The 19132-nt window shown below is 63.7% G+C and carries 11 protein-coding genes; 3 read left to right on the top strand and 8 right to left on the bottom strand.

Annotated elements, in window-relative coordinates; translation table 11 throughout:
- Positions 1-297: 297 nt before the first annotated feature.
- A complete protein-coding gene (locus tag OSJ75_RS17765) occupies positions 298-2133 on the bottom strand; it encodes a glycosyltransferase (RefSeq protein WP_267228948.1) in 1836 nt (611 codons plus the stop codon).
- Between the two features lie 345 nt (positions 2134-2478).
- Here OSJ75_RS17765 and OSJ75_RS17760 point away from each other — a divergent pair, with 345 nt between their 5' ends.
- Complete coding sequence (locus OSJ75_RS17760; protein WP_267228947.1) at positions 2479-3519, top strand: transporter substrate-binding domain-containing protein; 1041 nt, start codon at positions 2479-2481, stop codon at positions 3517-3519.
- 166 nt (positions 3520-3685) lie between these two features.
- Positions 3686-5344, top strand: a complete 1659-nt coding sequence (locus tag OSJ75_RS17755) for a lysine--tRNA ligase (RefSeq protein WP_250020213.1) — start codon at positions 3686-3688, stop codon at positions 5342-5344.
- A gap of 34 nt (positions 5345-5378) precedes the next feature.
- On the opposite strand, the gene OSJ75_RS17750 is transcribed toward OSJ75_RS17755, so the two are convergent.
- From OSJ75_RS17750 to OSJ75_RS17720, 7 genes are all read right to left on the bottom strand, one after another.
- Complete coding sequence (locus OSJ75_RS17750; protein WP_267228946.1) at positions 5379-6308, bottom strand: thermonuclease family protein; 930 nt, start codon at positions 6306-6308, stop codon at positions 5379-5381.
- Between the two features lie 2 nt (positions 6309-6310).
- Complete coding sequence (locus OSJ75_RS17745; RefSeq protein WP_250020214.1) at positions 6311-6952, bottom strand: helix-turn-helix transcriptional regulator; 642 nt, start codon at positions 6950-6952, stop codon at positions 6311-6313.
- 140 nt (positions 6953-7092) lie between these two features.
- Positions 7093-9309, bottom strand: a complete 2217-nt coding sequence (locus OSJ75_RS17740) for a 3-hydroxyacyl-CoA dehydrogenase NAD-binding domain-containing protein (RefSeq protein ID WP_267228945.1) — start codon at positions 9307-9309, stop codon at positions 7093-7095.
- A gap of 15 nt (positions 9310-9324) precedes the next feature.
- Positions 9325-10533, bottom strand: a complete 1209-nt coding sequence (locus OSJ75_RS17735) for an acetyl-CoA C-acetyltransferase (RefSeq protein WP_267228944.1) — start codon at positions 10531-10533, stop codon at positions 9325-9327.
- A 38-nt stretch (positions 10534-10571) separates the two neighbouring features.
- Entirely contained in the window at positions 10572-11744 is a 1173-nt protein-coding gene (locus OSJ75_RS17730) for an acyl-CoA dehydrogenase family protein (protein WP_250020217.1), read from the bottom strand.
- 55 nt (positions 11745-11799) lie between these two features.
- Positions 11800-13593 carry an acyl-CoA dehydrogenase C-terminal domain-containing protein gene (locus tag OSJ75_RS17725; protein WP_267228943.1) on the bottom strand — a complete coding sequence of 598 codons (1794 nt, stop codon included), beginning with the start codon at positions 13591-13593 and terminating at the stop codon, positions 11800-11802.
- Positions 13594-13779: 186 nt separating this feature from the next.
- The gene (locus OSJ75_RS17720; protein ID WP_267228942.1) at positions 13780-15711 is read right to left on the bottom strand and encodes a glycoside hydrolase family 9 protein; all 1932 of its coding nucleotides are present in this window, start codon (positions 15709-15711) and stop codon (positions 13780-13782) included.
- Between the two features lie 256 nt (positions 15712-15967).
- Between OSJ75_RS17720 and OSJ75_RS17715 the strand changes: the two genes are divergently transcribed.
- Positions 15968-19039 (top strand): SEL1-like repeat protein, encoded by a 3072-nt coding sequence (locus OSJ75_RS17715; protein ID WP_267228941.1) that lies wholly within the window; start codon positions 15968-15970, stop codon positions 19037-19039.
- Positions 19040-19132 lie beyond the last annotated feature (93 nt).

Genomic DNA, 19132 nt, shown 5'->3' with positions numbered 1-19132 from the left:
CTTCGGACCTCGACCCTGATACCACTACTGACGCGCTGAAGACCGCCCGTCTCCCCCCATTTTCAATGACCAGACGCAATCAAGCGGGCGTGGTGCGGATTTTGTGTATTTAATCCACCTCGCCTATGCCAATCTCCACCACCCTCATGCTGAGCCAACCTCCCTCATGCTGAGCTGCTAAGCCTGCCGAACCACGAAGCACGTCACTACAGTATTGCCATCTCTTGCCTTGGAGGGCTGCAGAACCCTCGATCGTAAATTCATCGAACCGCGCACGATGCCGGTGCGGCAAACTCCCTATCCCGGCGGCGTTGTCGGCTCCGCCGGCACGAGCGGTTCCCGGGCCTGGGCTTCCGGTGCCGGGTTCCTTTGCATCGGGGCGCGGCTCGGCAGATGCGGCGTCTTTTCCCACAGGAATGGCGAAAGCCGCAGTTGTCCTATGGCCCGCCATGCCGCCAGCGAGATCATGAGCCAATAAAGCGGCATCGATAGCAGCAGACCTCCGTCGGTCGGCCGGCCCCGACCGGCAATCATGCCGAGAGCGTGGAACGAGAGGAAGGCGAGCGCGACATTCATGAAGTCCAGCACGCAGGTCAAGGGGAGCGCCTCCCTCCCCAGCCAGAGGGCGCGCAGCATGGTATCGAGGACGAGAAACGGCATGAGGGGATAGATCAGCGCCGAGGCGACGAGGCCCGCCGACGACAGGTGAAACAGCAGGAACCGCCGCAGTCCGACCTGCCGCAGCAGGGGCAGCGGATCGCGCATCTCGACGAGCCAGGTCTGGATCCAGCCCTTCATCCAGCGCGTGCGCTGCTTCAGCCAGATGCCTGCCTCGCCGGGCGCATCCTCATAGGTCGGCAGCGTCAGCATCTCGCTGTGATAGCCCGAGCGCGCCAGCCGCAGCCCCAGCTCCGCATCCTCGGTGACGTTGAAGGCGTCCCACCCGCCGAGCGCGGCAAGGCTCGGGCGGCGAAAATGATTGGAGCTGCCGCCAAGCGGCATGACCAGCCGTTGCGCTGCCATCCACGGCAGAATTCCCCTGAAATGAACGCGGTATTCGAAGGCGAACTGGCGCTGTATCCAGCCGTCGCGGCCGTTGCAGATGTCGAGCGGCGCCTGCAGGCAGCCGAGCCGGGGCCCGCCACGGCTGAACCTCTGCCAGGCCTCGCGCAACTGGCCCCGATGCGGCCTGTCCTCCGCATCATAGACGACGACGAACTCGCCGGAAACAAGCTGGAGCCCGACATTCAGCGCCTTCGGCTTGGTCCGCGGACCGAAGCCGGCGACCACGACCACCCTGAACCCCGGCGGCAATTTCTGCGCCGCGAATGCCCGCAGCGTATCCCTATCGTCAGCCTCGCAAAGAAACAGCACTTCGAGCCGGGCGGGTGGCCAGTCCAGCTCCCGCATCGCCCGCACCAGCTGGGGTACAACGGGAGCTTCGCGGTAGAGCGCGACCAATATGCTGTAGACCGGCGGCACACCGCCGGTGCTTTCGAGCCGAGGCGGCCGCCTGGCGCGGCGGGCATGAAGCACCGCCATGCCTCTCAGGATGATGCTGCTGGAAAACAGCCCCGACAGCATCGCGTGGAGCGCGGAAAACAACGCCTGCTGCGATAGTATCGACAGAAACACCATCGAGGTCAGTATCGCCCCCATGAGGGCTCCCTGGCCGCCATCGACGACGATCCTGGAGGAGCGGCCCGACGCGGCATCTTCCAGCATGCCGGCGGCGCGGCGGGCCAGCGGCTCGCGGTAGTAATCGGCCAGATGGTCCGCCAGCACCGCGGGCGGCGTGAACGTCAACCGCCGCCTGTCCGGCGAACCCGCCGACAGATTGCGCCGGATCGCCGCGATATCGCTGAGTTTCGGCGCGATATAGAACCTGATCATGCCATCGGCATCGGCAATTGCCGCCCGGCTGATCCGGCCGAGATGCTGCAATTGATCGAAGCGCGGCGCGACGATCGGTGCCTTGGCCGGAATATTGCCGGAACTGACGCCCGCCACCTGCGCAAGGCAGGCCGCGACGACATCCGCCGGCAGCCCACCGCACCCATAAATCTCATCGATGAAACAGGTGCCATCGAGCCGCGCACGGCGATAGGCTTCTATAATTGACGCCTTGCTCATGCCAGCCCGGCATAGACGCGCTGCAATGGATGCTTCAATAGAATATGCAGTCGAGACCATGCGGTAACTCTACAAAGGCACATTTACTGTAATGGCGGCGGCTGCGCGGCCCTATTTAAAGGTATTAACCACTATCATTGCTGAATGGTTGCATATTTATGACTTTCAACGAACAATTGAAATATAGGTAAAGTAATATCGATATAGAATATTCTCTGTTCTATATTGTCAATACGTCGATAGTTGTAGATATCAGCGCGATTGTGCTGCAGCACGCCCGGCAATGGTGCCAGCGGCCAAATCATGCTAGCGTTGCAGCGAAATCACCCGGCCAATAGAGACCGCATGCTGCTTCAGACCCTTTCCACCATTGCCCGTCTGGTCACCATCGGGGGATCAGCCACCGCAACCGGGCTGGCCGTCAATCTGGCGACCCGCATCAGGCTGGCGACCATCGCCAATCTCGCCAATACCATCGCCAGTTTTACCAAAACCGTCAGCTTGATCCCCCGTCTGGCCATCCGTCTGGTTATCACCCGCCCGGTCGCCATCAGACCGGTCATCATCGCCATGGCGGTCATCGGCCTCGGCCTCGGCGCCGGCACGGCGGGTGCTGCGCCCAAATTCCCGCATTACTGGGAAGGCCGCGAGAGGATCGCGACGCCGGACCTTCGCACCGTGAAGCGGGTGCGGTTCGTGACCACCGTCGATTATCCGCCGTTCAATTTCGTCGACAGCAATGGCCGCATTTCCGGTTTCAACATCGATCTCGTGCGCGCCATCTGCAAGGAACTGGATATCACCGCGATCTGCCAGGTGGAAGCGCGGCCGTGGAACGAGCTCCCCGCGGCGCTGGAGAGCGGCGAAGCCGAGGCCATACTTGCCGGCCTGCGCCCGACCGATGCGCTGCGCCGGAAATACGCCTTCACCGCGCCCTATATGCGCCTTCCCGCACGCTTCGTCACGCTGCGGGGGGCGACGCTGCCGGCGCCCATGGCGGCGTCGCTCGAAAAGAAGACGGTCGGGATCATCGCGGATTCGGTGCACCAGGCGATCTTCGCGGATTATTTCCCGCAGGCCCATTGGGTCGGCTACCCGACGCGCGAATTGCTGGTGAAGGACCTGAAGGACAAGAAGATCGACGCGATTTTCGGAGACGGCGCCGAACTCGCCTTCTGGTTGGCCAGCGCCGAGGCGGACAATTGCTGCATCTTCGCCGGCGGACCCTATGTCGCGCCGCAATTCCTCGGCGACGGGCTGATGATCGCGACGACGCTCGAAAATGCGCAGCTCGTCGATGGTTTCAACTTCGCATTGAAAGCGATGGAAGCCAAGGGCATCATTTCGGAGCTTTACCTGCGCTACTTTCCGGTCGATTTCTACTAGCGTTGTTCCGAACCTGAATTCCATCTGACGCCGCTGCGATGCGGGAGCGAACGTCAGATTCGGTCACTCAATCGACGATTGCCTGCGCCAGTCCAATTGACGTTGCGATGCTGCCGCCATAGTGTCCGCGCGCCCCCGCAAATGACAGGACACACAGGAACACAGAATGATTTCGCGCCCCGACACAAAGATCGAACTGACCCCCGAGCTCATCGCAGCGGCGGCGGAGGCCAAAGCATGGCCGTTCGAAGAGGCGCAGAAGATCATCAAACGCTACGAGAAGACGGGCTATCCGGACACCGTGCTGTTCGAAACCGGCTATGGCCCCTCCGGCCTGCCGCATATCGGCACCTTTGGCGAGGTGGCGCGCACATCCATGGTGCGCCATGCGTTCCGCGTGCTGACCGGCGACAGGGTCAAGACGCGCATCCTGTGCTTTTCCGACGACATGGACGGTCTGCGCAAGGTGCCGGACAATGTGCCCAACCGGGAAATGATGGAGGCGCAGCTCGGCAAGCCGCTGAGCCGCATCCCCGACCCTTTCTCCAATGAATATCCCTCCTTCGGCGCCGCCAACAATGCGCGCCTGCGGGCATTCCTCGACCGGTTCGGCTTCGACTATGAATTTGCCTCGGCGACGGATTATTATGCCAGCGGGCGCTTCGACGAGACGCTGCTCAAGATGCTGGCCGCCTATGACGAGGTCATGAACATCATCCTGCCGACGCTCGGCGAGGAGCGCCGCGCCACCTATTCGCCCTTCCTGCCGATCTCGCCGCGCACCGGCATCGTGCTGCAGGTGCCGATGATCGGCCGCGATGTCGCCAGGGGCACCATCACCTACCAGGACCCGGATACGGGCGAGCATGTGGAAACGGAAGTCACCGGCGGCAAGGTCAAGTGCCAGTGGAAGGCCGATTGGGCCATGCGCTGGACGGCGCTCGGCGTCGATTACGAAATGGCCGGCAAGGACCTCATCGATTCCGTCACGCTGTCGTCGAAGATCTGCCGGGCCCTCGGCGGCCGCGCGCCGGAAGGTTTCAACTACGAGCTCTTCCTCGACGACAAGGGCCAGAAGATCTCCAAGTCGAAGGGCAATGGCCTGACGATCGACGAATGGCTGACCTATGCGCCGACGGAAAGCCTTTCCCTCTACATGTTCCAGAAGCCGAAGACCGCCAAGAAGCTCTATTTCGACGTGATCCCCAAGGCAGTGGACGAATATTTCACCTTCCTCTCCGCCTATCAGCGGCAGAACTGGAAGGAGCGCCTCGGCAATCCGGTCTGGCACCAGCATTACGGCAATCCGCCGCAACTCGACATGCCGGTGCCCTTCGCCATGCTGCTCAATCTCGTCAGCGCCTCGAATGCGGAAAACGCCGGCGTGCTCTGGGGGTTCATCTCGCGCTATGCGCCGGGCGTGACGCCGGAAAACAATCCGAAGCTGAACGAGCTCGTCACCTATGCGATCCGCTACTTCAACGATTTCGTCAAGCCGACCAAGAAGTTCCGCCCGGCCGACGCGGTCGAACAGGCTGCGCTCGGCGGCATCGATGCAAAGCTCGCCGAATTGCCGGCGGATGCCGATGGCAACATGATCCAGAACGCCATGCTCGACGTCGCCCGCGCGATAGAGCGCTACCAGGACCATACGAAGAAGAGCCCGGAAGGCGGGCCGGGCGTCGCGGTTTCGTTCTTCCAGATGCTCTATGAAGTGCTGATCGGCCAGGAGCGCGGCCCGCGCTTCGGCTCCTTCGTGGCGCTATACGGCATCGACGAGACGCGGGCCCTCATCGGCAAGGCGCTTGCGGGAGAACTTGCATAAAGGCGGCCCGCCACGCGGCCTGACCGGACGGCGCCTATTGCGGCGCCGGCGGGAAGGGTGCATCCGGGGCCGATAGCGGCGGCGGCGCAATGTCGCCCGGGGGATCGGGAGGCGCATCGAATGGCGCATCGGGCGATGTCAGACCGGGCGGTGCGATATCAGACGGCGTCAGGCCGGGCGGCGCGACATCGGACCGCGGCAGCGGCACGTCGTTGCTGGCAGGCGCTGCCGGTGCGGCGCCGAAAATGCCGCGGCGCTCCTCCTGCGCCTTGTTCATGAGTTCGGCCAGTTCGTCGCCCTCGGCCCGGGCCCAGCCATTGGTCACCAGCCATTGCGATACATCCGTGGTGCCGAGCTTGCAGCGCGTGGCGATCGCCTCTCCGGGCGGCTGCTCGGGCACGACGCATTCCACGGCACGCGACCGCAGCCAGTTGCGCAGGGCCGTGCGCGCCGCCATGCCGCAGGGCCATCCGCCGCCGCCCTCGGCGGCGCAGGTCTCGTCCAGGGCCGGTGGATCGATGCCGGCAAGGGATATGCGGTAGCCGGACGCCTCGATCTCGCCGGCCGTACCGGCAACCGGGCGATAGAGCAGCTTCGGTCTGGCGCTGTCATCGACGGCGACGGCTTCGGGCGGCGGGGCGGGCGCAGCCGCCTGGCCGATATCGCTGAGAGGCGGGCGCGGCTCGACGCGTTCCAGCGGCGCGGCCGTACCTTGCGACGATGCTGGCGGAGCAGCCTCGGCGGGCTCCGGCGATGCCGGCTGCTGCGGGTCCTGTTCCCCACCCGGCTGCATCTCCGCCGGCAGCTCGAAATCCTCGGCGACAGGCACATCCTCGCCGACGACGCCGCCGGCGGCATTGCCATCGAGCGCGCCCTGGAAGGGAGCGACGAAGGAATAGACGAGGATCAGGGCCACGAAAGCCGTGACGGCATAGAGCGGCAGGCGGCGCAGCGAAAACGCCATGTTCACTGGCTCGCCCACAATATCCGCGCAATCCAGTCGATATGCGCGGCGTCGAACGTCCGGTTCGGATGGTCCGGATTCATCGATTGCAACTCGACCGTGCGCGGCGTCTGCCGATACAGGATCTTGGCCATGACCTCGCCGTCGCGCGTTCGCAGCACCACGCGATCCCCGCGCCGCACCGGCGCACCGGGCGAAACGATGATCGTATCGCCATCACGGTAGAGCGGGAGCATGGAATCGCCCGACACTTCGAGCGCGTAGACCGCATCGCTCGGGCCAACCGGAAATTCCACGACGTCCCAGCCCTGCCCGACCGGAAAGCCGCCATCGTCGAAATAGCCGCCGGCGCCGGCTTGGGCAAAGCCGAGCAGCGGCACGGGCCGCGTCGAGGAAACGGGCGGACTCTCCGGCCTGCCATGGACCAGCGACATGAATTCGTCGACCGAGGCCCCGGTGGCCTCCATGATCTTGGCAAGCGACTCGGTGGAGGGCCAGCGCGCGCGGCCGTCGATCGCATAGCGCTTCGATTTGTTGAAAGTCGTCGGGTCCAGACCAGCACGCTTTGCCAAGCCCGATACGGACAATGAATGCCGAGCCGCCAAGGCGTCGATGGCCGCCCATATGCGGTCATGTGAGAACATCGGAGCGCTTCCTGAAAGGAAAAAATACCTTCAAGTTCTGTTCTAGGCGGAATACAGACAAAAGTCGAGAAAATTCACGGAAAACTTTCTCATATGATGCGCGGCGGGGGCAAAGGAAATTTCCCCCCGCCGGCGCTGTCTCAGGCGGCCTTGCCGACTTCGCCCCGATAGGGATCGAAGCGCTCGTAGAAGGTTTCCCCCTTCTCCGCCATGTCCTGCAGGAGCTTCGGCGCCTTGAACTGCTGGCCGTATTTCTTCTGCAGGCTCTTCGCCAGCTCGACGAATTTGCCCGCGCCCATGCCGTCGATATAGGAGAGCGTCCCGCCGGTATAGGGCGCGAAGCCGAAGGCGAGAATGGAACCGACATCCGCCTCGCGCGGGTCGGTGACGATACCCTCCTCCATGACGCGCGCGGCCTCCAGCGCGATCGTCACGAGGAAGCGCTGCTTCAGCACCTCGACATCGACCCCGGCCGCATCCTGCTGCGGATAGAGCGTCTTCAATTCCGGCCAGAGATGCTTCTTGGCGGGCTTGGGCGGATAGTCGTAGAAGCCCTTGCCGTTCTTGCGGCCCCGGCGGTCATATTTGTCGACGAGCATGTCGACCAGCTCCACATGGCGCGGGTCGACGGCCTTCGGGCCAAGATCGGCAAGGGTCGCCTTCAATATCTTCTGCGACAGGTCGATCGCCGTCTCGTCGTTGAGCGCAAGCGGCCCTACCGGCATGCCGGCCATGCGCGCGGCATTCTCGATCATCGCCGGAGGAACGCCCTCCACCAGCATGTTATAGGCTTCCGACATATAGCGCAGCACGCAGCGATTGACGTAGAAGCCGCGCGTGTCGTTGACGACGATCGGCGTCTTCTTGATCGCCCGCACATAATCGAGCGCGACGGCAAGCGCCTTGTCGGAGGTCTTCTTGCCCATGATGACTTCCACCAGCATCATCTTCTCGACCGGCGAGAAGAAATGGATGCCGATGAAGTTCTTCGGCCGCACTGAAACCTTGGCGAGGCCGGTGATCGGCAGGGTCGAGGTATTGGAGGCGAAGATGGCGCCGGGCTTCAGCACGGCCTCCGCCTTCTCCGTCACCGCGCGCTTGACTTCGCGATCCTCGAATACGGCCTCGATCACCAGATCGGCGCCTTCGAGATCATCGTAGCTGGCCGAAGCGGTGATCATTTCGAGCAGCTTGTCCTTGTCCTCCGCCTTGGCCTTGCCCTTCTGGATCTCCTTGGCGATGAGTTCGGCCGAATGGGCCTTGCCCTTCTCCGCCGCCTCGACCGACTGATCGAGAAGCACCACCGGGATGCCCGCCCGGGCCGTCACATAGGCAATGCTGGCGCCCATAAACCCGGCGCCAACCACGCCGATCTTCTTGAATTTCGTCGGTTTGACGTCGTCCGGGCGGCGCGCGCCCTTGTTCAGCTCCTGCAGGGAGACGAAGAGCGAGCGGATCATCATCCCGGCTTCCGTCGTCTGCAATATCCTGGTGAAGTAGCGCTGTTCGATCTTCAGCGCGGTGTCGAAGGGCACGAGCAGGCCCTCATAGACGCTCTTCAGGATGAAGGCGGCGCCGGGATAATTGCCATAGGTCTCGCGGCGCAGGATCGCCGTCGCGGCCGGCCAGAGATTGGCGCCCGCCGCCGAATAGATGGCGCCACCGGGCAGCTTGAAGCCCTTTTCGTCCCATGGCTGGACCGGCTTCAGGCCGTCCCTGATCATCTTCCTGGCCGCTTCGACCAGCTTCTTGGCAGGTGCGATCTCATGCACCAGGCCTAGCGCCCTGGCCCGTGCCGCGGTGAGGCTGGAGCCGGTCGTCATCATCTGCAGGGCATCCTGCTGGTTGGTCAGCCGCGGCACGCGCTGCGTTCCGCCGGCGCCCGGAAAGATGCCGACCTTGACTTCCGGCAGCGCCATCTTCACCGCCGGATCGTCGGAAACCACCCGTCCGTGGCAGGCGAGCGACATTTCGAAGGCACCGCCCATGCAGGTGCCGTTGATCGCCGAGACCCACGGCTTGCCGCAGGTTTCGAGTTTGCGGAACAGCCCGCCCATCCGGCCGGTGGTCTCGAACAGCAGTTCGACCGCCTTCTTCGGGTCCTTCGCCTTCTCCTCCTGGAATATCTGGAACATGCGCTTGAGCATTGTCAGGTCGGCGCCGCCGGAGAACGTGTCCTTGCCGGAGGTGATGACGGCGCCCTTGATGGCCTCGTCCTTCGCTACCTGATCGACGATCGCGTCCAGTTCCTTCATCACCTCCTCGGTGAAGACGTTCATGGATTTGTCCGGCATGTCCCAGGTCACGAGCGCAATGCCGTCGCTGTCGATATCGACCTTAAAGTTGGTGTATTTCATGGTCGGCCCTCCCGATCAGACGCGTTCGATAATGGTGGCGGTGCCCATGCCGGCACCGATGCAAAGGGTGACCAGCGCCACGTTGAGGTCGCGGCGCTCAAGCTCGTCGAGCACGGTGCCGAGGATCATCGCCCCGGTCGCCCCGAGCGGATGCCCCATGGCAATGGCGCCGCCATTGACGTTGATCTTGTCGCGCGGAATGTCGAAGGCCTGCATATAGCGCAGCACCACGGCGGCGAAGGCTTCGTTCAGCTCGAAAAGATCGATGTCCGAGAGCTTCATCCTGGCGCGCTTGAGCAGCTTTTCCGTTACGTCGACGGGGCCCGTCAGCATCAATGCCGGATCGGAACCGATATTGGCGAAAGCGCGGATGCGGGCGCGCGGCTTCGAGCCGATGGCCCTCGCAGCGCTTTTCGAGCCGAGCAGCACGCCCGCCGCACCATCGACGATGCCGGAGGAATTGCCGGCATGGTGAACATGGTTGATGACCTCCACTTCCGGATGCGCCTGGATGCCGACGGCATTGAAGCCGCCCATCTCGCCGGGCATGACGAAGGAGGGATTGAGCGAAGCCAGCGCCTGCATGTCCGTCGACGGGCGCATATGCTCGTCGCGATCGAGGATCTTGAGGCCGTTTATATCCTTGATCTCAAGCACCGAATTCTTGAAGTAGCCCTTCTCCCAGGCCTCGCCGGCCCGTTTCTGGCTTTCGACGGCATAGGCATCCACATCGTCGCGGCTGAAGCCGTATTTGGTGGCGATCAGATCGGCGGAAACGCCCTGCGGCATGAAATAGGCGGGCAGGCCGACCGACGGGTCCATGTACCAGGCACCGCCCGACATGCCCATGCCGACACGCGACATGGATTCGACACCGCCGGCGATGACGATGTCGTCGGCGCCCTGGGCGATCTTGGCGGCGCCGAAATTCACCGCATCGAGCCCCGAGGCGCAGAAGCGCGATATCTGCATGCCCGGCGCCTTGAAATCATAGCCGGCCTCGAAGGCGGAGGAGCGCGGAATGACCGCGCCCGCCTCGCCGACGGGATCGACGCAGCCATAGATGATATCGTCGACGAGGCCCGTATCGAGGCCGTTGCGGTCGCGCAGCGCCTCGAGCACATGGGCGCCGAGCCGAACGGCCGGGACCTCATGCAGGCTTCCATCCTTCTTGCCTCTGCCGCGCGGTGTGCGGACGTGATCATAGATATAAGCGTCGGCCATAATATTCTCCCTTCATGCCCGCCACCGGGGTCGAGACCCTAGAGGCTGCGGGCGATCAAAAGCTTCATGATTTCGTTGGTTCCGCCATAGATGCGCTGGACGCGGGCATCGCGGAACATGCGGGCGATGGGATATTCGTTCATATACCCATAGCCGCCATGCAGTTGCAGGCATTCGTCCACGACCTTGTTCTGCAGGTCGGTCAGCCAGTATTTCGCCATCGACGCCGTGACGGGATCGAGCCCGCCATTGACGTGGCGCTCGACGCAATGGTCGTAGAACACGCGGCCGATCGTCGTCTCCGTCTTCAGTTCCGCCAGCTTGAACTGGGTATTCTGGAACTCGATGATGGACTTGCCGAAAGCCTTGCGCTCCTTGACGTAGTCGGAGGTGATCGCGATGGCCCGTTCCGCCATGGCGATCGCGGTTCCGCCGATCTGCAGGCGCTCCTGCGGCAATTGCTGCATGAGCTGGACGAAGCCCTGCCCTTCCTCGGTGCCGAGCAGATTGGATGTCGGAACCCGGACCTCGTTGAAGAAGAGTTCGGACGTATCGTTGGATTTCAGCCCGACCTTGTCGAGGTTGCGGCCGCGCTCGAACCCTTCCTGGCCGTCGGTTTCGACGACGATCAGCGATGTGCCCCTGGCGCCCTGCGCCGGATCGGTCTTGGTCACGACGATGACCAGATTGGCCAATTGGCCATTGGTTATGAACGTCTTGGACCCGTTGATGACGTAGTGATTGCCATCCTTGCGGGCGCTGGTCTTCACCCCCTGCAGGTCGGAACCCGCACCCGGCTCCGTCATGGCGATGGCGCCGATCAATTCGCCCGTCGCCATCTTCGGCAGCCATTTCCGCTTCTGCTCTTCCGAGCCGTAATGCAGGATATAGGGCGCGACGATGGAATTGTGCAGCGCTATGCCGAAACCATCGACGCCGACATGGCTGATGGCCTCGAGGATGGCGCTCTCATGCGCATAGGTTCCGCCCGCGCCGCCATATTCCTCCGGCATCGAGGCGCAGAGCAGGCCGTTCTCGCCGGCACGCTCCCAGACGGACCTGTCGAAGATTTCCTGCTTCTCGAAACGGTCGTAATGCGGCAGGACCTCCGCCTCCAGGAACTTCCTGGCCATTTCCTGCAACATGACGACATCGTCGGTCTTCCAGGCCGGCTTCGGTACGCCTAGGACGTCCTCTGGCTGCATACCCATCATCATCCTCCTGAGATCGGTTTCCCGGGCAAGGCCCGCGGCTTTGTTCCAAAGTCTAGAATGCTTCCGCCGGCAACGCCATCATCGTCTCCGAGCCGCTCTGGATCCGCGCCAGATGCGCCGCCGTTTCCGGCATGACGCGCTCCATGAAGAACTTGCCGGTCAAAAGCTTGGTCTCGTAGAACTGGGCGTTCGCAGCGCCGGCCGCAAGCCTGGCATTGGCGGCCCCGGCCATCTGCGCCCACATGTAGCCGAGGCTCACAAGGCCGAAGAGGTGCATGAAATCGGTCGATGCGGCGCCGGCATTGTCGGGATTGGCCATGCCGTTCTGCATCAGCCACATCGCGGCGGCCTGAAGGTCGTTCAGCCCCTTCTTCAGATGCTTCGTATAGAAGGACAGCTTTTCGTCGGAGCGGTTCTCCTCGCAGAAATCGCCGACTTCCTTGAAGAAGGCCATGACGGCGCGGCCGCCATTGAGGCCGAGCTTGCGCCCGACGAGATCGAGCGCCTGAACGCCATTGGCGCCCTCATAGATCATGGCGATACGCGCATCGCGGACATACTGGCTCATGCCATGTTCCTCGATATAGCCGTGGCCGCCAAAGACCTGCTGCGCCATGACGGCGTGCTCGAAGCCCTTGTCGGTGAGCACGCCCTTCAGCACCGGCGTCATCAGGCCGAGCACATCGTCGGCCAGCTGGCGCTCGGCCTCGTCGCCGGAGCGATGGGCGACATCGGAGCGCAATGCCGACCACAGGATGAAGGCGCGGCCTGCTTCGTTGAACGATTTGATGGTCAGGAGGATGCGGCGGATATCGGGATGGACCATCAATGGGTCGGCCTTCTTGTCCGGCTCCTTCGGCCCGGTCAGCGAGCGGCCCTGGATGCGCTCCCGCGCATAGGCGGCGGCGTTCTGGTAGGCGACCTCGGCAATGGAAAGCCCCTGCAGGGCGACGCCGAGCCGCGCCTCGTTCATCATGGTGAACATGGCCCGCAGGCCCTTGTGCTCGCCGCCGATCAGGTAGCCCGTGGCATCGTCATAATTCATGACGCAGGTGGAATTGCCATGGATGCCCATCTTCTCCTCGATGGAGCCGCAGGAAACGCCATTGCGCTCGCCCGGATTGCCGTCGCCGTCGAGCTTGAACTTGGGCACGATGAAGAGCGAAATGCCCTTCACCCCTTCCGGCGCGCCCTCGATGCGGGCAAGGACGAGATGGATGATGTTTTCGGCAAGGTCGTGCTCGCCGGCGGAAATGAAGATCTTCTGGCCCGATATCCTGTAGGAACCGTCGCCGTTCGGCACCGCCTTGGTGCGCAGAAGGCCGAGATCGGTGCCGCAATGCGGCTCGGTGAGGTTCATCGTGCCGGTCCAGGCGCCATCCACCATTTTCGGCAGATAGGCCTGCTTCTGCTCATCCGTGCCATGGGTGAGGATCGCGGCGATGGCGCCCTGCGTCAGGCCGGGATACATCATCAGCGCCATGTTGGCCGACGACATGTATTCCCCGGCGGCAACATGGATCGTGTAGGGCAGGCCCTGGCCGCCGAATTCCTGCGGCACCGCCAGCCCGAGCCAGCCGCCTTCGCGATATTGCCGGAAAGCCTCGCCATAGCCTTCCGGTGTCGTCACCGAACCGTCATCGCCGCGCACGCAGCCCTGCCGGTCGCCGGACTGGTTGACCGGAAAGAGCGTATTCTCCGCCAGCTTTCCGGCTTCCCCGAGAATGGCTTCGACAATATCGGACGACGCGTCGGAAAATCCCGGCAGGTTGTTGTAACGTTCAAGCCCCAGGACATCGTTCAGCACAAACAGCGTGTCTTCCACGGGCGCGCGATAACTCGGCATAGATTTCCTCCAACACAAGCAGAAAGACAGCGCGCGGAATTCGGCACTGCCGGATCATGATTCCACTATAGGCAATTTTGACGTTTCCGTAAACGTCAAAATTGTGCGGGTGCGGCAATTTTCTCGTCCTTCGGGTCCCGGTAATCAATAGACGGCGATCAATAGGCAGCGATCAATAGAAGGCGATCAATCGGCGCCACTGTCTCCGGCATTCCCATTCCCCGCGCCGGCCGTGCCTTTATCCCCGGTATCGGCATCCCCAGTATCGGCATCCCCGGTATCGGCATCTCCAGTATCGGCGAGGAAACTGGCGATATAGGCCAGCGGGGCGTTCCAGTTGATGGTGATCTCGTTGGAGCCGAACGCATTGATATCATCGACATAACACAGTTGCGCGACACAGCCGTTCAGCCGCTCGCGTGCGATCTCGTCGACCAGCGACGAGTTGGGGCCGCCGGCAAGCGAGCCGGGCGGCGGGTGCGGCAGCGATGGCTCGACCTGATGCGCGAACCAGCGGCTGTGCTGGTTCTTGGCGTAGAATGTGCCATAGCCGGTAACATAGGAAAGGTTCATCGGGTTGCGGCCGAGCAGATAGTCCATGCCCCGGCGGACGCCTTGCAGATAGATGGGCTTTCGCGTCAGATCGTAGGCCGCCGAAACGACGATCATGTTCTGCAATATGAGATGATTGCTGCCCCAGTCATATTGGCCATTGTCCGGCCTGTAGGGCTGGCCGAACGGCTCGGTCTCCTGCAGCGCCAGCAACCGGTCGGCTGCTGCAATCACCGACTGGCGGATATCGGCATGATCGCCCGCCGGCAGCCGGCGCTTGCCGTAGAGCGCGAGGTGCAGCCGCGCGAGGCCCGCCGTTCCCGCCCAGTCGAAAGCGCCATGGCCGCCCCTGTCGAAGACGTCGCCCGCCCAATGCGGCGACTGGCGCAGCGCCGCAAGATAGGAAGCGCCGCCGGTGGCGAGATAGAGCTCGGCCGCCGCCCAGTAGAACTCGTCGCTGACATCGCCATCGCCATAATTGCCGCCGCCCTCGAAATAGACCGAAGGTGCGTAGATGGCCGGATGCCTGCGCGCCGCCGCCCATGCCTTTTCCGCCGCCTTGCGCAATATGGCGGCAAAGGCCGGATCATGGCGCTGGAACAGCCGCGCGCCCTGCGCTGCAGCCGCTGCAAGATTGAGCGTTGCGGCAGTGGACGGCGCATAAAGCGCCCTCGCCTTCGGATCGAGATGCGGCAGCATCGGCGGGCCCGTCCATTGCGTATCGTGAACCTTGTGATGAACCATGCCGGCGAGCGGTTCTCCGTCGGGCACGACCATCTTCAACAGGAATTCGAGTTCCCAGCGTGCCTCATCGAGAAGATCGGGGATATTGTTGCCATGTTCGGGAATGCGCAAGCGCCCATCCGCCGTGATGGCCGCCGGATCATTGGCGTAAAGCTCGGCGCGTTCGACGATATCCATCAGCTGCGCCACCGCGATGCCGCCATTGACCACATATTTCCCCTGGTCGCCGGCATCGTACCAGCCGCCCTCGACATCGAGCCTGTAGTCGCAATGCCAGTCGAGATCCGGATAGAGCTTCGCCGCTTCGTCGCGATCGAGGCATGGCACCTGCCGGTCGCCTCTGTTCGGGGCGATGCCGACATGCCCGGCCGGCCTTGCATAGGCCTCGCCGACGATATCGGCGCGGATCCCGGTGCCGCTGCGGGCAAGATAGAACCAGGACTGGGCGTCGATGCTCAATCGTTCATAGAGGCTATTGCCGATCGGAAAGGGTACGCTCTCATTGCCGGCCACCGCCAGCCGGTAGCCATCCCCGGCGCCATGAAAGGCGCTGAAATCCGCGCCATGCGTTTTGAGGCCGGACGACGGATGAGGGCCGGCGGGTACGGTCCTGCCGCGATAGACGGTGCTGCCGGCCGCATCGAGCAGCCGGAAGTCCAGCGGCTCCTGCGCATCGGATATGATCGTTGCGCCTTTGGGTCCTTGCGGCAGATAGCCGGCCTGATTGACGCGGACGGGCGAAGCGTGCTGTCCGATGGCGGTCACGGGCAGCAGGCAGCAGGCCAGGATCACCAGGCAAATGGCCAAGCGCGACAAAGACATCCGTTCTCATCTCCCACGACCGCTTTATTGGCGATTCCGCTACTAATTTAACCAGTTGTTTACCACGTTTGGCCAATGTCTCCAGAACGGTGAACCGTGTTTATTTGTGATTTGTTTTTCACGGCTTGCCGGATCGCGAGGGGCCCTGCCCCAGCTCTCCGGTTTGGCTCCAAGGCGCGACACGCCCCGGCTTTCCCATAGAGCTCAAGCAATGAACCCGAGCCGCGCAGGCGGCACAGAGATTAAGCAGACGTCCATGACGAACCAGGGGTCACTGATGGAACAGGTCAACGTGAATCGCGCGCGGCGCGAGGCTTCGTCCTTGGATGATCTCAACAGGACGCTCGAAATCCTCGAAGGCAAGTTGCGCAAGGCGATGGCGAGCGAGCCGGCACCGCAGCCGGAGCAGGATGATGGCGACCTCGCCGACCGTTTCGCCCGGCTGGCCTCCCGCGCCGGCGCCTCTGCGGCGAGCCAGCGCGGCCCGGAGCGCAGCCCAGAACGCGCCTATGCGCCGCGCCAGGCCGATGGCAAGCACGACCTTTCCGCCGTTGCGGCCCAGCTGAAGGAATTGCGCGCCTCCGATATGCCGCATGGCAGCTCCATGAACCGCCTGCGCCTGTCGACCGCCGACCGCGCCGCGCCACGCCTCGAACATGGCTGGCCGGAACGGACGGGCCGCGGCCCATCGATCCTGCGTGACGTTCCGCCCGTGAAATATGCGGGCAGGGTCTCCGGCGAGAGCATTCCGCTGCCGCAGGCGGGCGAACCCACCCTGCCCGCCAGCTTCATGCGGCAGATGGATGAGCGGCTTGACGAAATCAGCCGCGCCATCGTCGCCACCGCGCGGCCCGCTGACCGCCACGCCGATACGGACCGGCTGGACCGGCTGGACCGGCTGGAAGCGCGCATCGCCAGCCTTGCCGGCAATGTCGAAGCCGCGCTCGACGATCGCTTCTCCGATACGCTGCTGCAGCGCATGGGCGAGCTGGCGCATCGGGTCGAAACCCTCGCCGGGACCACGCGTCCCTCGGTCGACATCGACGCGCTTTCCGACCAGCTGGCCGCCATGTCGCGCCATCTGCAGAATGCCCCGGCCGCGATCAACATTTCCGATTTCCGTGAACTCGAGCAGCGTGTCGTCCAGATCATCGACAAGCTGGAGACCATGTCCGGCCATGGCGCCAGCGACGAGCTGGCCCTGCGCATGGACGAGCGCTTCAGCGCGCTGACCCGGCGGCTCGACGACCAGTATGAGGCAAGCGCGCATCATGGCGCCCGCCTCGCCGACAATATCGACGCCCGTTTCGAGGACATGGCGCAATATATCGCCGCCAATGTGCCGCCGGCCGGGCAGACCGATGCGGCCATCCGCAATCTGGAACTCCAGATCGCCGGCCTGGCCGAACACCTGTCCCTGTCCAATGAACGCTATGCGCAGGTGGCTTCGATCACCCCCCGTCTCGACGCCATCGAGGACACGCTGGCGGCCAATCGCGATTTCGTCATCGAGGCCGCCCGTCAGGCCGCCGTCGAGGCCATCGGCAATGCCGCCGGTTTCGAAACGCCGCATGACAGCGCCATTGCCCGCCAGCTCGCCGACGATCTGAAGGTGCTCGAAGGGCTGGCGCGGAAATCGGAAGACCGCAACACCAAGACTTTCGAAGCCATCCATGACACGCTGCTGAAGATCGTCGATCGGCTGGCATCGCTTGAAAGCGCGCCTGCCCCGGTCGAGCGGGCTGCTGAACCCGCCGCGGCGGAAGCCGATGGCCGCGAGCGGAATTCGCTCCTCGGCGGCATCACCCGCAGCTTCGATGATCACACCGCCCGGGACGATGACGGCCAGGTCGAGCCTGCCATCGATCTCGACAGCGGCCCAAGCGGACCGGGTTCCGGCATGCCGGACCTGGATTCGATCCTGAAGCGCGTGCGCGACGACCGGCGCGAAAAGCCCCATGGCGCCGACCTTCCCTCCACCAAATCGGACCTGATCGCTGCAGCGCGGCGTGCTGCCCATGCGGCGGCTGCCGAGGCGGAAGAGCAGGAGCGCGAGCCTGCCATGGCTGGCGAGGATGAGACGCCCGAAGCGAGGCGCGGCTTCTTTTCGCGCCGCCGCAAGCCGATCCTGATCGCCATCAGCGCCATCATGATCGCCATTGCCGGCCTGCAGATCAAGAACGCCTTCTTCACCGAGGCCACCGCGCCCGAAACGGCAGCATCCGTCGCCGGGCCCGCCACCGAAGCGGTACGGCCGACCGATTCCACTCCAGCTGGCTCTGGCCAGACTGACTCTGGCCTGACCGATACTGGCCCGACCGGCATTGATGCGACAGCTTCAAGCCATGTCGGCGCCATCCAGCCGGCCGAGCCCGCAGCGCCGGCGACCATAGACGAGGCCATCGTCGCAGCGCCTCCCGCCACGCCGGAACCGGCTCCGGTGCAGGCCGAAACGCCGCCCGCCGAGGCGATACCCGCCGTACCGCTCGAGGCCGGACCCGACGCTTTGCGCGATGCCGCCGCTTCCGGCGATACGAAGGCGCTATACGAGATCGGCAACCGCTTCATGGATGGCCGGGGCGTCACCAGCGATTATGCCAAGGCGGCGCAATGGTACGAACTCGCCGCCAAGCACGGCTTCGCACCGGCGCAGTACAGGCTGGGCAATTTCTTCGAGAAGGGTCTCGGCGTCGAGCGTGACCTTGCCAAGGCCAGGGAATGGTACCGGCAGGCCGCCGAGCAGGGCAATACGAGCGCGATGCACAATCTCGCCGTGCTGTTCGCTGCCGGCGCCGACGGAGCGCCCGACAATGCGGCGGCAGCCCAATGGTTCAATCGCGCCGCCGAATACGGCGTCAAGGACAGCCAGTTCAATCTCGGCATCCTCGCCGCAAAGGGCATGGGCATGGCGCAGAATCTCGAGGAGAGCTACCAATGGTTCGCGCTGGCCGCCAATGCCGGCGACAAGGACGCGGCAGGCAAGCGCGATGAAGTGGCCAAGGTGCTCGACGCCGCACGGCTGGAGCGCGCCAGGGCGGCAACGGCCCTGTGGAAGGCTCGCGACACCAACAGCGAAGCCAATGCACCGCAGATACCGGCGGAATGGCAGGATGCACCGACCGTAACCGGCTCGGCCGACATCGAGAAGGCCGTACGCAACATCCAGCTCATCCTGAAGAAGAACGGCTACGACACCGGCGGATCGGACGGAAAGATCGGCGCCAAGACGCGCGAAGCCATCATGGCATTCCAGAAGGATAATGGCCTTGCGCCGACGGGAACCGTCGATTCCGACCTCGTCAGGAACCTCCTGAAAAAGAAGGGCTGAGCCGCGGACGTAACGCATATGCCACAGCGCCGCAGCTAAACTTTCGGCGGGGCTCGCAGCAGGCCAGTCGGCGTTTGACTAAAGTCGGCCGAA

The organism is Phyllobacterium sp. 0TCS1.6A, from assembly GCF_026420825.1.
Lineage (GTDB): Bacteria > Pseudomonadota > Alphaproteobacteria > Rhizobiales > Rhizobiaceae > Phyllobacterium.
The sequence above is the reverse complement of the archived record's forward strand: the minus strand, read 5'-3'. Positions and strand labels throughout refer to the sequence as shown.

What these genes read in the sequence shown, in the direction of transcription:
- OSJ75_RS17730 (WP_250020217.1), bottom strand. Translation starts at nt 11,744, where the DNA reads ATGGGTATGCAGCCAGAGGACGTCCTAGGCGTACCGAAGCCGGCCTGG.
- OSJ75_RS17760 (WP_267228947.1), top strand. Translation starts at nt 2,479, where the DNA reads ATGCTGCTTCAGACCCTTTCCACCATTGCCCGTCTGGTCACCATCGGG.
- OSJ75_RS17745 (WP_250020214.1), bottom strand. Translation starts at nt 6,952, where the DNA reads ATGTTCTCACATGACCGCATATGGGCGGCCATCGACGCCTTGGCGGCT.
- OSJ75_RS17715 (WP_267228941.1), top strand. Translation starts at nt 15,968, where the DNA reads ATGACGAACCAGGGGTCACTGATGGAACAGGTCAACGTGAATCGCGCG.
- OSJ75_RS17725 (WP_267228943.1), bottom strand. Translation starts at nt 13,593, where the DNA reads ATGCCGAGTTATCGCGCGCCCGTGGAAGACACGCTGTTTGTGCTGAAC.
- OSJ75_RS17720 (WP_267228942.1), bottom strand. Translation starts at nt 15,711, where the DNA reads ATGTCTTTGTCGCGCTTGGCCATTTGCCTGGTGATCCTGGCCTGCTGC.
- OSJ75_RS17765 (WP_267228948.1), bottom strand. Translation starts at nt 2,133, where the DNA reads ATGAGCAAGGCGTCAATTATAGAAGCCTATCGCCGTGCGCGGCTCGAT.
- OSJ75_RS17755 (WP_250020213.1), top strand. Translation starts at nt 3,686, where the DNA reads ATGATTTCGCGCCCCGACACAAAGATCGAACTGACCCCCGAGCTCATC.
- OSJ75_RS17750 (WP_267228946.1), bottom strand. Translation starts at nt 6,308, where the DNA reads ATGGCGTTTTCGCTGCGCCGCCTGCCGCTCTATGCCGTCACGGCTTTC.
- OSJ75_RS17735 (WP_267228944.1), bottom strand. Translation starts at nt 10,533, where the DNA reads ATGGCCGACGCTTATATCTATGATCACGTCCGCACACCGCGCGGCAGA.
- OSJ75_RS17740 (WP_267228945.1), bottom strand. Translation starts at nt 9,309, where the DNA reads ATGAAATACACCAACTTTAAGGTCGATATCGACAGCGACGGCATTGCG.